Source organism: Lysobacter antibioticus HS124 (assembly GCF_000336385.2).
In the GTDB taxonomy this organism is placed as follows: Bacteria; Pseudomonadota; Gammaproteobacteria; order Xanthomonadales; family Xanthomonadaceae; genus Lysobacter; species Lysobacter firmicutimachus.
Window position 1 is genome coordinate 89910 of record NZ_HG424452.1, and the last position, 13292, is coordinate 103201.

The 13292-nt window shown below is 71.0% G+C and carries 8 protein-coding genes; 3 read left to right on the forward strand and 5 right to left on the reverse strand.

Going from position 1 to position 13292, the window contains the following annotated elements; all coding sequences use genetic code 11:
- Positions 1–87 precede the first annotated feature (87 nt).
- The 4 genes from TX83_RS03565 to TX83_RS03580 all read right to left on the reverse strand — a co-directional run bounded on the left by TX83_RS03565 (position 88) and on the right by TX83_RS03580 (position 6461).
- Positions 88–3438 (reverse strand): ankyrin repeat domain-containing protein, encoded by a 3351-nt coding sequence (locus TX83_RS03565; protein WP_064746553.1) that lies wholly within the window; start codon positions 3436–3438, stop codon positions 88–90.
- The gene (locus tag TX83_RS03570) at positions 3431–3688 is read right to left on the reverse strand and encodes a YcgL domain-containing protein (RefSeq protein WP_064746554.1); all 258 of its coding nucleotides are present in this window, start codon (positions 3686–3688) and stop codon (positions 3431–3433) included. The genes TX83_RS03565 and TX83_RS03570 overlap by 8 nt, the downstream gene beginning before the upstream one ends.
- 333 nt (positions 3689–4021) lie before the next feature.
- A complete protein-coding gene (cydB, locus tag TX83_RS03575) occupies positions 4022–5026 on the reverse strand; it encodes a cytochrome d ubiquinol oxidase subunit II (protein ID WP_064746555.1) in 1005 nt (334 codons plus the stop codon).
- 31 nt (positions 5027–5057) lie between these two features.
- Complete coding sequence (locus tag TX83_RS03580) at positions 5058–6461, reverse strand: cytochrome ubiquinol oxidase subunit I (RefSeq protein WP_064746556.1); 1404 nt, start codon at positions 6459–6461, stop codon at positions 5058–5060.
- Between the two features lie 486 nt (positions 6462–6947).
- On the opposite strand from TX83_RS03580, the gene TX83_RS03585 reads away from it, so the two are divergent.
- Both TX83_RS03585 and hemF read left to right on the forward strand, forming a co-directional pair.
- On the forward strand, positions 6948–9317 hold the full coding sequence (locus TX83_RS03585) for a S9 family peptidase (RefSeq protein WP_064746557.1): 2370 nt from the start codon (positions 6948–6950) through the stop codon (positions 9315–9317).
- A 179-nt stretch (positions 9318–9496) separates the two neighbouring features.
- On the forward strand, positions 9497–10396 hold the full coding sequence (gene hemF / locus TX83_RS03590; protein ID WP_064746558.1) for an oxygen-dependent coproporphyrinogen oxidase: 900 nt from the start codon (positions 9497–9499) through the stop codon (positions 10394–10396).
- An 82-nt stretch (positions 10397–10478) separates the two neighbouring features.
- On the opposite strand, the gene TX83_RS03595 is transcribed toward hemF, so the two are convergent.
- Entirely contained in the window at positions 10479–10961 is a 483-nt protein-coding gene (locus TX83_RS03595) for a DUF421 domain-containing protein (protein WP_064746559.1), read from the reverse strand.
- A 310-nt stretch (positions 10962–11271) separates the two neighbouring features.
- On the opposite strand from TX83_RS03595, the gene TX83_RS03600 reads away from it, so the two are divergent.
- Positions 11272–13263, forward strand: a complete 1992-nt coding sequence (locus TX83_RS03600; protein ID WP_064746560.1) for a TonB-dependent receptor domain-containing protein — start codon at positions 11272–11274, stop codon at positions 13261–13263.
- The last annotated feature ends 29 nt before the right edge of the window (positions 13264–13292 follow it).

The following is a 13292-nucleotide window of genomic DNA, read 5'->3' on the forward strand; positions in this document are numbered from 1 at the left end:
GGCTGAATACGTGGTATTCCACCGCTTCGGCTGTCGCGGCTTACGCCGCTCCTACACAAGAGCTCACGCCGCTTTACGGGGCTGCAGTTAGTGCCCCGGGCCGCGCAGGAACCGGGCCATCGACATGTCGCGGCTACTGCCGTTGCTCGGCGCGGGCGGGGCGAACTCGGCGGCGATGTCGACGAAGCCGCGCATCACCGCGATCTCGCGCGGCGTGCGGTTGAGCGCGTCGCGCAGGTCCGGGTTGGCGCCGTGGCGCAGCAGGCGCTGCACTACGCGCAACAGACCGTGCAGCGCCGCCAGGTGCAGCGGGCCGAAACCGCGCGGGTCCTGCACGTCGAGCGAAGCGTCGTGATCCAGCAGCAATTCCAGACCGGCGATCAGCACGTCCTCGTCGGCGGCGGTGCCCGGCTCGGCGCGCGCGCCGAGCAGCAACAGCAGCGGCGTGGCGCCGGCCGCGGACTGGTCGGCGTCGACGCCGGCCAACAGCAAGGTGTCGAACAAGGCCACCAGGCGGCTGCGCTCGCGCGCGGTGAAGCCGTACATCGCCGCGCAATGCAGGGCCATGCGGCCCTGGGCGTCGCGCGCATGCACGTCGGCGCCGGCGGCGAGCAGACGCGCGGCCAGATCGGTCAGGCCCAGGGCGCAGGCCACCATCAGCACGGTCAGGTCGCCCGGCAGGCGCTGCTCCAGCGAGGCGCCGGCCGCGACCAGGCGGTCGACGATCTCGCCGTGGCGCATGCTGACCGCCGCCGACAGCGGGGTCGCGCCGGAATGGGCGGCGCGCTGTGGATCGGCGCCGCGCGCCAGCAGCAGGTCGACCACTGCTCGGTGGCCGCCGCCGGCGGCGCGCAGCAGGGCGGTGCAGCCCTGGCTGTCGGGCGCGTCCACCGGCAGGCCGAGATCGAGCAGACGGCGCACCGCGTCGGCGTCGCCGACGATCGCCGCGGCCGGTACGTCGGCCTCGTGCAGCGCACGCCGCGGCAGCGGCCAGCCGCGCCAGTCCAGCCAGTCGGCCAGGTCGCGTCGGCCCGAGGCCAGGGCCACCCCGAGCGGGGTCTGGCCGTCGGCGGCAAGCAGGTCGGGGGCCGCGCCCTGCGCCACCAGGCGCTTGAGCATGGCCTCGCGGCCGAGCGCCGCCGCCAGGTGCAGCGCGCTCATGCCGTGGCTGTCGCGGGTGTTGAGGTCGACGCCGGCGGCGAGCAGGCGTTCGAGCAGGCGGTTCCAGCCCAGCCGCACCGCGATCGCCAGCGGCGGGTCCCCGGCCGGCGTCGGCGCAAACGCGTCGGCGCCGCGCTCGAGCAGGTCGAGGGCGAACTGCTCCAACCCGCGCGTGGCCTGTTCGCCCGCCGAGCAGGTGGCGAGGAAGCGGCCCAGGCCGCCGCGGCCGGCCGGCGAGACGCCGTGGCGCAGCAGCGCCTGCAACGCCGGCAAGGCCTCGGTGCCGCGGCTGAGCAAAGCGAACAGCACGGTATCGCCGCGCTCGTCGCGCACCGCCGGGTCGGCGCCCTGCGCCAGCAGCCACTCGATCCGCTGCGCGGTGGGCACCGCGCCTTCGTCTTCGAACAATTGCGCGCCCAGCTCGACCGGGCTCAACAGCTTGGCCAGACCGGTCAGGTCGGCCTCGTGGCCCTCGCGCAGGCCGTCGCGCAGCAACGCCGCCGGCATGCGGTCGACGATCACCCGTTCGCCCTCGCCGGCGTCCGCGTCGCCCTCGCCGCTGACCGCGGCCGGCAGCGGATAGGCGCGGTCCAACGCCGCGACCAGCGACCAGCGACCGGCCTCGGCCGCGCGGTCGACCGCGCGCTTGCCCTGGCGGTCGCGCAGTTCCGGGTCCAGGCCGAGATCGAGCAGGCGCACCACCAGCGGCGCCGAGGCGGTCTCGGCCTGGCAGGCCAGGATCAGCGCGCTGGCGCCGTCGGCGTCGACCGCCGCGGCTTCGGCCACGCCGCCCTGCGGCAGGTGTTCGAGCAGGCGCTCCAGCACCGCCGGGCGGCCGCCGCGCGCGGCTTCCAGCAACGGCGTGCGCTGTTGCAGATCGATCGCCTTGGCGTCTGCGCCGGCGGCGAGCAGGGCGGTGACGATATCGAGGTGGCCGGCGAACGCGGCCACGTGCAGCGCGCTGCGGCGCTGCGCATCGCGCGCATCGATGCGCGCCTTGTGCTTGAGCAACAGCTGCACGCCGGCCGGATCGTCCTCGTCGGCGCCGGCCGCGGCGAGCAGGGCCGGGGTGCCGCCGGGGTGTTCGGTCTTGGCGCCGCGTTCGAGCAGGAACTTGCCCAGGCGCCAGTTGCCGCTGGCGCAGGCTACGCCGAGCGGGGTCAGGCCGTCCTCGTTGAGCGGGTCCAGTTCGGCCTGGGCGTCGAACAGCAGCGCGGCCACGCCCGGGTCGGAGCTGCGTGCGGCGTGGTGCAGCGGGGTGTTGCCTTCGTGATCGGCCAGGCGCGGGTCGGCGCCGTTGGCGAGCAGGGTCATGACCGCGTCGGGACGGCCGTGCCAGCTGTCGCGGGTCGCCGCCAACAGCGGCGTAGTCCCGGCGATGGCGGCGTTGAGGTCGACGCCCTTGGCGATCAGTGCGCGCAGCAGGCGCAGGTCGGGCAGTACCGCGGCCAGCACCGGCAGGCTGCGGCGATCGCGGTCGTCGGCAGCCGGCAGCGCGCGCACGTCGGCGCCGAGTTCGATCAGTTCCAGCGCGCGTTCGACCTTGCCGCCGCGCGCGGCGGCGTACAGCGCCGGCTCCAGATCCTCGTCGGCCAAGGCATCGTCGGCGGCGACGGGGGGGTCCAGTTCGGGCGCGAATTCGATGCCCGGCAGCGCCTCGGCCGCGGGAATGCGCTGCAGCCACAAATGCAGCGCCGGCGACAGCACCGCGAGCGCGACGGCCAGGCCCCAGCGCAGGCCACCGGAGACGATCAGCCCCGGCCAGGCCAGCACCAGCACCAGCCCGACCAGACCGGCGACGATCGCCGCCGCGCCCAGGCCGCGCCAGGCGCCCAGATCGAGATCGGCCAACCGCGCCCAGGTCGGCGCCAGCGGCGCGCCGTCGCGTTCGACCTCCTGGTACAGCGGCCACAGCCGCCACAGGCCGAGCAAGATCAGCCCGGCGACCGCGCTCAGGCCGAGCACGGCGAGCAGCGAACCGGTCTGCAGCAAAGCGCTCAACGGCCAGGCCACCAGCGCCGCGGAGGCGACGGTCGCCCCGCCCCACAGCGCCGACAGCGCCAGCAGCTCCGGCTTCCAGCGCGGCGCGGCATCGCGCCGGCGCCACAGTCGCGCGGCGATCGCGAATGCCGGCTGGGCCAGCGCGCCGCCGAGCAGGGCGATCAGCGCGCCGCCGAGGGTTCCGCCCAAGCCGGTGGCCAGGGCCAGCACCAGGCCGGCGCCGGCAGCGATGCCGAGGTCGCGGGAGGCGGTATGCGCGGTTCGGGCGTCAGGCATCGGGCGCGACCGCGCTGGCCAGGGTCGGCGGAAACTGGATATGGAAACCGCGCGACTGCAGGTGTTCGCGCACGGTCGTCGCATCGACGCGGGCCAGCTTGCGCTGCTCGCTCAGCTCGACTTCGAGCACGAACTGCAGCGACCCCAGTTGCTCGCGCACCGGATCGGGCAGGCGTGCGAAGTCGTCGCGCGCGCTCAGGAACACGTAGGTGTCTGCCTTGCGGAGACTTTTGTAAACGTAGGCTTGCATGGGGCGGGCGGTACGGCCGGGGGACGGGTGTTTCTGCGCCGCAGATATGACATACAGCATACCCGCCCGTCCGTGTCGCGCGAACTTCCGCGTTCAGCGCGGGGCGCAGACCGGGATGGTAGGCCAGCCGGCGGCGGGGTGACGGCGGACCGGCGTCCTGCGCTCGGTGAGTCGCCCCGCGAATCGTCCCGAGTCGCTCTGCGGCCCGTCGCCGGAGCAGGCCGCCGTGGACTTCGTCCAGGCATGGCACCGAGGTCTCCGGACCGCCGCCGCGGAGGCGAGCCGAAAGGCAAGCGTCGAAACCGTTCCGCCGTCGCCGAAACCGCCCCCCCCTCAGTGATACCCCGCGTCCGCCGCGATCTTGCCGCGGAACACCCGGTACGACCAATACGTGTAGCCCAGGATCGCCGGCAGCAGCACCACCAGGCCGGCCAGCACGAAACCCTGCGACGACGGCGGCGAGGCCGCGTCCCACAGCGACAGGCCGGGCACGATGTCCGGCCACAGGCCCAGGATCAGGCCGAGGAAGCCGAGCACGAAGAACGCCAGCGCGTGCAGGAACGGATGGCCGTCGCGGCCCTCGCGCATCACCGAGCGCCACAGCGCCCAGGCGTTGGCGATCACCAGCAAGGGCACGGGGAACAGCCAGAGGAAATTCCCGCCCTCGAACCAGCGCGCCATGATCCGCGAGTCCAAGAACGGCAGCCAGGCGCTGACCAGACCGATGAACACCGCCACCACCAGCACCAGCGGGCGCGCCAGGGTGCGCGCGACCTGCTGCATGCGGCCCTCGGTCTTGAGGATCAGCCAGGTCGAGCCGAGCAGGGCGTAGCCGAACACCACCGCCGCGCCGGTCAACATCGAGAACGGGCTGAACCAGTCGAACACGCCGCCGACGTACTTGCCTTCCTGCATCGGCATGCCCTCGACCAGGGCGCCGAGGATCACGCCCTGGGCGAAAGCGCAGAACAGCGAACCCAACGCGAACGCCGCGCCCCAGGCCGGCTTGGCGCGGCGCGCCTTGAACCGGAATTCGAACGCGACGCCGCGGAACACCAAGGCGATCAGCATCAACAGCACCGGCAGGTACAGCGCCGACAGCACCAGCGCGTAGGCCTTGGGAAACGCCGCCAGCAGCCCGGCGCCGCCGAGCACCAGCCAGGTCTCGTTGCCGTCCCAGATCGGCGCGGCGGTGTTCATCATATGGTCGAGCTGGCCCTCGTCCTCGGCGAACGGCGCCAGGATGCCCAGGCCGAGCACGAAGCCGTCCAGCAGCACGTACATCAACACGCCGAAGCCGATCACGCCGAACCAGATCACCGGCAGCCAGTAGTCCATCGTTGCACTCCGTCTCGCTATGCGGCGGCGCTCAGGCGCCGGCCTCGCTGGATTCGTCCGGCACCGACAGCGGCCGCGCCGCGGTGCGCTCGCCCTGCACGGTGCGCGGCGGCGGCTCGTGCGGGTGCGGCCCCTTGGCCACCAGGCGGAACAGGTAGCGGATGCCGGCGCCGAACACGACCAGATAGACCACCGCGAACACGAGCAGCGAGCTCATCACGCTCGCCGCCTCCACCGTCGGGCTGACCGCGTCGGCGGTGCGCAGCAGGCCGTAGATCACGTAAGGCTGGCGGCCGATCTCGACCACGTACCAGCCGGCCAACAAGGCGACGAAGCCGCTCAGGCTCAGCCAGCGCCAGCCGTGCAGGGCCAGGCGCGAGCCGTACAGTCGGCCGCGCCACAACTGCCAGGCCGAGAACAGCGCCACCAGCAGCATCGCCACGCCCAGCCCGACCATGACCCGGAACGCATAGAACACCGGCTTCACCGGCGGCCGCTCGCTGGCCGGCACCGACTTCAGCGGCTGGATGTCGCCGTCCAGGGTGTGGGTCAGGATCAGGCTGCCCAGCTTGGGCACGGCGATTTCGTAATCGTTGCGCTCGGCGGTTTCGTTCGGCACCGCGAACAGGATCAGCGGCACGCCCTCGCCGGCCGGCCTGGATTCCCAGTGCGCCTCCATCGCCGCGACCTTGATCGGTTGGTACTCGCGGGTCTTCAGCCCGTGCAGATCGCCGACCAGCACCTGCGCCGGCACGGTGATCGCGGCGAATACCGTGGCCGCCTTGAGCATGCGCTTGGCCGCGTCCACGTGCGCGCCGCGCAGCAGATAGGACGCGGCCACGCCGCCGACCACGAAGCAGGTGGTGATGAACGCCGCCAGCACCATGTGCGTGAGGCGGTACGGGAACGAGGGGTTGAACACGATCGCCCACCAGTCGGCGGGTTCGAACACGCCGTCGACGATCTTGTAGCCGGCGGGAGTCTGCATCCAACTGTTCGCCGACAAGATCCAGAACGCCGAAATCAGCGTGCCCAGCGCGACCATGCAGGTGGCGAGGAAATGCATCTTCTCGTCGACCCGGTTCCAGCCGAACAGCATCACGCCGAGGAAGGTCGCTTCCAGGAAGAACGCGGTCAGCACCTCATAGGACAGCAGCGGGCCGAGGATGTTGCCGGCCTGTTCGCTGAGCACCGCCCAGTTGGTGCCGAACTGGAAACTCATGACGATGCCGGACACCACGCCCATGCCGAACGACACGGCGAAGATCTTGGTCCAGAAGAAATACAGATCGCGCCAGCCGGTGTCGCGGGTGCGCAGCCAGCGCCATTCCACGAACGCCAGCCAGCTCGCCAGGCCGATGGTGAAGGCCGGGAACAGGATATGGAACGAAACCACGAAGCCGAACTGGATCCGCGACAGCAACAGGGCGTCCACGCGATTGCCTCCACGGCGCGATGCGTGCGCCGGCCGGGTCATATTGCGTCGCAGCACGCGACCGCGACGACGGCTTGCCGGAACCACATAAACCGCAAAGCCGGTGAGCGCAGCGTGGTGGCGGCTTGCCCGAAGCCCGCGCACGAACGCAAACACCGTCGCCGCAAGGCCCGTACCGCCGCCACCGGCCGCACCGCCGCAGCGCCGAACGCCGGCGCCCCTGCGACAAACCGCAGCACGCCCGCGCAAGCCGATTCCGCCCCGTTGCCCGCCCCTCACCCGAGTTTTGCGCAAACCCTCTCACCGCCCCCATCCCCGATTCCGCAAACCCCGTCGCCCCGGCTTTCGCCCCTACCGATTCCCCTCTCCCGATTCCCGCCCTCCAATCCCGAATCCCCGCTCCCCCGTGACCAACGGCCGACCCGCCCGCCCCCACCCGGCTGCTACCCTGCGCACACTTTTGTCCCACGCCCCAGAGCCCGCTCCATGCGCATCTCCTTCGCCACGCTCGCCGCGCTGCCCTGCGCCCTGCTCGCCACCGCCGCGTTCGCCCAAAGCGCGCCGCTGACCCTGGCCGACACCATGGCCAACCCGGACTGGATCGGCGCACCGGTCGAGGCCGCTTGGTGGGCCTGGGACGGCCAGCGCGTGCAGTACCAGCTCAAGCGCGACGATTCGATCATCCGCGACACCTGGCAGGCCGGCGTCGCCGGCGGCGCGCCGCAACGCGTCGACGGCGCGGCGCGCGCCGAACTCGACGCCGCGGCGCCGGTCTACGACGCCCAGCGCACGCGCATGGCCTTCGTCCGCAATGGCGACGTGTTCGTGCGCGATCTGCGCAGCGGCGCGCTGACCCAGGTCACCCGCAGCAACGACACCGAGGCGCGTCCGCAGTTCGGCCGCGACGGCAACCTGGTGTTCCGGGTCGACAACCAGTGGTACCAGTGGCGCGCCGGCCAGGGCGTGAGCCAGGCCGCGCAGGTGCGCGCCGAGAACGACCCGGCCAAGGCGCCCAAGGCCGACGCGCTGCGCGATTTCCAACTGGCGACCATCGACACCTTGCGCAACGACCGCGCCCAGCGCGAGGCCGCGCGCGAGCAGGACGAGGCCTGGCGCCGCGCCGACCCCAGCCGCGCGCCCAGGCCGGTCTACCTCGGCGACGAGGTCGAGATCGCCGACAGCGCGCTGTCGCCGGACGCGCGCTACCTGCTGGTGGTGACCCAGGCCAAGAAAGGCGACGCCGGCCAGGGCGGCAAGATGCCCAAGTACGTGACCGAATCGGGCTACGAGGAATTCGAGGAAGTCCGCACCCGCGTCGGCCGCAACGCCCCCCTGGCGCAGAAGCTGTGGCTGATCGATGTCGCCAACGCCAAGGCCAGCGAACTCAAGTTCGACGCGCTGCCGGGCATCGCCGTCGACCCGCTGGCGGCGCTGCGCAAGGCGGCCAAGCAGGAGCCGCTCAAGGGCGACCGCCCGGTGCGGGTGGAAACCGATGGCGACGGCAGCGGCGTGTCGATCCGCTGGAGCGACGACGGCCGCCAGGCCGCGGTGCTGATCCGCGCGATCGACAACAAGGACCGCTGGCTGGCCTCGGTCGACCTGGCCCAGGCCAAGCTGCAGACCCGCCACCGGCTCACCGATCCGGCCTGGATCGGCTGGAACTTCAACGATTTCGGCTGGACCCCGGACGGCGCGCTGTGGCTGCTGTCGGAACAGAGCGGCTATTCGCACCTCTACCTCAGCGACGGCGGCGCGCCGCGCGCGCTGACCTCGGGCCAGTGGGAGGTCTCCGAGCCGCGCCTGTCCGCCGACGGCAAGAGCTTCTACTTCCTGTGCAACCGCAAGTGGCCGGGCGACTACGAAGTCTGCGCGGTCGATCGCAACGGCGGCGCCGTGCGCGAGGTCACCGCACTCGACGGCGTGGAGAACTTCGCCCTGTCGCCGGACGGCCGCAAGCTGCTGGTGCGCTATTCCGACAGCTATCTGCCGCCGCAGCTGGCGGTGGTCGGCAGCGACGGCGAAGGCCTGACCAAGCTCACCGACACCCGCAAGGACGCGTTCAAGGCGCGCGACTGGATCCGTCCGGAGTACGTGCAGATCCCGTCCAAGCACGGCGCCGGCACGGTCTGGGGCAAGTACTACGGGCCCAAGACCGTCGAACCGGGCAAGAAGTACCCGGTGGTGATGTTCGTGCACGGCGCCGGCTACCTGCAGAACGTCAGCGCGCGCTACCCGAACTACTTCCGCGAGCAGATGTTCCACAACCTGCTGGTGCAGGAAGGCTACATCGTGCTCGACTTGGACTACCGCGCCTCGGAAGGCTACGGCCGCGACTGGCGCACCGCGATCTACCGCCAGATGGGCCATCCGGAACTGGAGGACTACCTGGACGGCCTGGACTGGCTGGTCGCCCACAAACAGGGCGACCGCGACCGCGCCGGCATCTACGGCGGCTCCTACGGCGGCTTCATGACCTTCATGGCGCTGTTCCGCAGTCCCGGCACGTTCAAGGCCGGCGCCGCGCTGCGCCCGGTCGCCGACTGGTCGCAGTACAACCACGAGTACACCTCGAACATCCTCAACACCCCCGAGCTCGATCCGGAGGCGTACAAGAAGTCCTCGCCGATCGAGTACGCCGCCGGGCTCAAGGACAACCTGCTGATCGCCCACGGCATGATCGACGACAACGTGTTCTTCAAGGACTCGGTGATGATGACCCAGAAGCTGATCGAACTGCGCAAGGACAAGTGGGAGATCGCGCCGTATCCGCTGGAGCGCCACGGCTTCGTCCATCCGGACGCCTGGTACGACGAGTACCGGCGCATCCATGAGCTGTTCAACCGCACGCTGAAGTAAGCGAAGCCGGTCAGCAGGACGGAGGAGCGAGCAACGAGGGGGAGCCGGGCGCTCCCCCCGGCGCGGGTTGCTTATCCGTCGTCCCGGTCTCCTCCGCGGCCGCCGCTGCGACAGGCCGCCGCAGGCGGCGGTCTGACCCAAATCAAATCCGTGCCGGCCGACGCCGCTAGAATGCGCGGATGAACGATTTCGACCGCGTACGCGACTACCTCACCGGCCTGCAGGACCGCATCTGCGCCGCCATCGAACAGGCCGACGGCGGCGCCCGCTTCGTCGAAGACCCGTGGCAGCGCGCCGAAGGCGGCGGCGGGCGCACCCGCGTGCTGCGCGGCGGCAAGGTGTTCGAGCAAGCCGGGATCGGCTTCTCCGACGTGTCAGGCAGCAAGCTGCCGCCCTCGGCCAGCGCGGCGCGGCCGGAACTGGCCGGCGCCTCCTGGCGCGCGGTCGGGGTGTCGCTGGTGTTCCATCCGCACAACCCCTACCTGCCGACCACCCACGCCAACGTGCGCCACTTCCGCGCCATGCGCGACGGCGAAACCGTGGCCTGGTGGTTCGGCGGCGGTTTCGACCTGACCCCGTTCTATCCCTTCGACGAAGACGTGCGCCATTGGCACCGCACTGCGCGCGCGCTGTGCGAGCCGTTCGGCGGCGACGAGCGCTACCGGGCGCACAAACGCTGGTGCGACGAGTACTTCTTCCTCAAGCACCGCAACGAAACCCGCGGCGTCGGCGGTCTGTTCTTCGACGATCTGCACGAGGACTTCGAACGCGACTTCGCCTACCAGCGTGCGGTCGGCGACGGGTTCCTCGACGCCTACCTGCCGCTGATCGAACGTCGCCGCGACACGCCCTACGGCGAACGCGAACGCCAGTTCCAGTTGTACCGCCGCGGCCGCTACGTCGAATTCAATCTGGTCTTCGACCGCGGCACCCTGTTCGGTCTGCAGTCCGGCGGCCGCACCGAATCGATCCTGATGAGCCTGCCGCCGCTGGTGCGCTGGGAATACGGCTTCCAACCCGAAGCCGGCAGCGACGAGGCGCGGCTGGCGGAGTATCTGGTGCCGCGGGACTGGATCTGAAGGAACGCAGATCACCGGATGGAAAGCCTGAGACCGCAGGCACCGCGCGAACGCGCTCGCCCCGCGCGTCGCCCGTCGTCTCCTACTCGCCGACTCCCCGCTTCAAGATCGTGATGCGCCCGTTGGTCTCCAGCATCGCCACCTCGATCTGATCGACTTCGTCGCAGTCGTTCTCGCGCATCGCTTTTTCGAAGTCGGCGCGGCTGACCAGCTCGCGCCGCAGTACCTGACGCAGCACTCGGCCGTGGCGCGCCAGCACCACCGGCTCGCCTTCCAGCAGGCGCTCGGCGCGCTCGCTGCGCGCGGCGACGTAGCCGACCGCCCAGTTCAGCGCCATCAGCGTCGCCGCCAGCAGCAGGCCGCCGCCGACCGAGGTGTCGCTGCCGAGCAGGGCGTTCTGCACCGCGTTGCCGAGCAGCACGATCAGCAGCATGTCGAACGAGGTGAACTGGCCCATGGTGCGCTTGCCCGACAGCCGGATCAGCGCCAGCAGCACGAAATAGACCACGCAGGCCCGCAGCGGGTAGTGCCACCAGGGCATAGACAGATCGAAGGCTTCGGACATCGGCACGGCTCCGCATCGATTGGACGCCGCCGCGGCCGCACCGCGACGGCAGGACGCGTCGATTCTGGACCGCGATCGCGTGCAGCGCGCGTGCAGCCGCCGGCATGCGGCCGTGTCGCGCAATGTGCGCCGCGTCACCTGTTGAGTTTGATTCGCATTTGCATCTTCTGCGCCGCCATCGCAGAATGCGCACGCTTCGCCCGCCCGTGATTTCAGCCAGCGCGGAGCCTCTCCCACATCCGCGCAGAACCGGCGCCCGGCGACCGTCCGGCGGCGCGCGTTCGCGCCCCTGCCGAAGGAACGCCGCCCGATGTCCGCCTCTTCCTCCCGCCTGCTGTCCGGCCTGGCCCTGCTCGCCTGCGCGCCGCTGGCGCATGCGGCCGACGCCGCCGACAGCGGCGACAGCGCCCGCACCCTGGACGCGATCACTGTGGTCGCCGAGCGCGAGCCCGGCAATTTCGACCTCGATCGCGGCGAGATCGAACTGACCCAGGCTTCCGATCTCGGCGACCTGCTGTCGAACGAATCCGGCGTGGCGGTCGGCGGCGGCTCGCCGGTGGCGCAGAAGGTCTATGTGCGCGGCTTCGAAGACACCCTGCTCAACGTCACCATCGACGGCGCGCAGGAACCGGCCGAGCTCTATCACCACCAGACCCGGGTGCAGATCGAACCGGAGTTCATCAAGTCGATCGAACTCGACGCCGGCGCGGGCGCAGCCACCGCCGGCGCCGGCGCGCTGACCGGCGCGATGCGGGTGCGCACCCGCGACGCCTTCGACCTGCTGCGCCCCGGCCAGGACGCCGGCGTCCTGATCAAAGCCCAGGCCGGAATCAACGGCGAGAACAGCGCCAAGGGCGTGCTGGCCGGCTACGGCCGCCTGTCCGACCGGCTCGGCCTGCTCGCCACCTACGTCTACCAGGACGGCGGCGACTACGACGACGGCCACGGCGACCGGGTCAAGCCGACCGCCTACCGCCACGAACGCGCCCAGGCCAAGCTCAGCGGCCTGTTCGACGCGCACCAGTTCGATGTCTCGGCCGAGCAGTTGGAAGACACCGGCACGTACTACGAACGCCCGCACATGACCAACTTCACCGGCCGCTACGTGCTGTCCGACCACCGCATGCGCCGCACCACCTACGCTTACGAGCACCGCTTCGATCCCGACGGCGACGCGCTCAACCTGCGCTTCAACGCCTACCGCACCCGCAGCGACTACCAGAACCGGCGCAACACCACCGGCCTGCTGTACGGCTGGGGCGAGCAGACCAGCACCGGCTTCGACCTGCGCAACACCTCGGCCCGGGACGCGCTGTCGCTGACCTACGGCGTGGACTACCGCAGCGACCGTCTGCACGCGCTGCAGCAGGCTACGCCGCGCCCGTTCTGGGGCCGCACCGAGCAGACCGCCACGGTGTTCGGCGCTTACGCTCAAGGCGATTGGCAGGCGTCGCCGCAGTGGAAGCTGTCGGCCGGCCTGCGCTGGGACGACTACCGGCACAAGGGCGAATCCGGCATCAGCGCCGGCGCGCGCAACGATCAGGCCAGGCTCAGCCCCAACCTGTCGCTGACCTGGACCCCGGTCGAATCGCTGAGCCTGCGCGCGGCCTATTCGGAAGCCTTCCGCGGCGTGACCATCCGCGAGGCCTTCTTCAGCTCGCTCTACACCCATCGCGGCGACCTCGACGGCGAACGCGCCGACAACCTGGAGATCGGCATCGCCTGGGAGCGCGACGGTTTCTTCGCCCGCGCCACCGCCTTCCGCCAGCACATCGACGACTACATCAGTGCGGTCTACGACGGCGCCAGCGCCTGGGGCTACTGGGAGAACGTCGGCCAGGCCGAGGTCGACGGCTACGAGGCCGAGATCGGCCAACGCTGGGAGCGCATGGGCTGGCGCCTGGGCGTGTGGAACTCGGACAACAAGCTCGACGGCCGCCCGCTCAACGACGCCGACCTCGGCCTGGGCACCCGCATCGGCCGCACCTGGACCGCGCGCTTCGACTGGCAGCCGGCCTCGGCCCGGGCCGACTACGCGATCCGTGCGCGCCTGGTCGAGGACGAGCGCAACTCCATCGCCGCCGGTGCGCCGGACAAGCCCGGCTATGCGGTAGTCGACGTGATGGCGAACTGGAACCTGCTCGGCGACGACCGGCTCAAGCTCGGCGCGGCGGTCAACAACCTGTTCGACCGCTTCTATTACGACCACGGCACTTATGGCTATCAGGCCGGGACCAAGAGCTACATCGGCTTCCCCTCGCCGGGCCGCGAGCTGTCGTTGTCGCTGACCTACCGGTTCTGAGGTCGGCGCCGTCGCGCGCACGGGCCGGC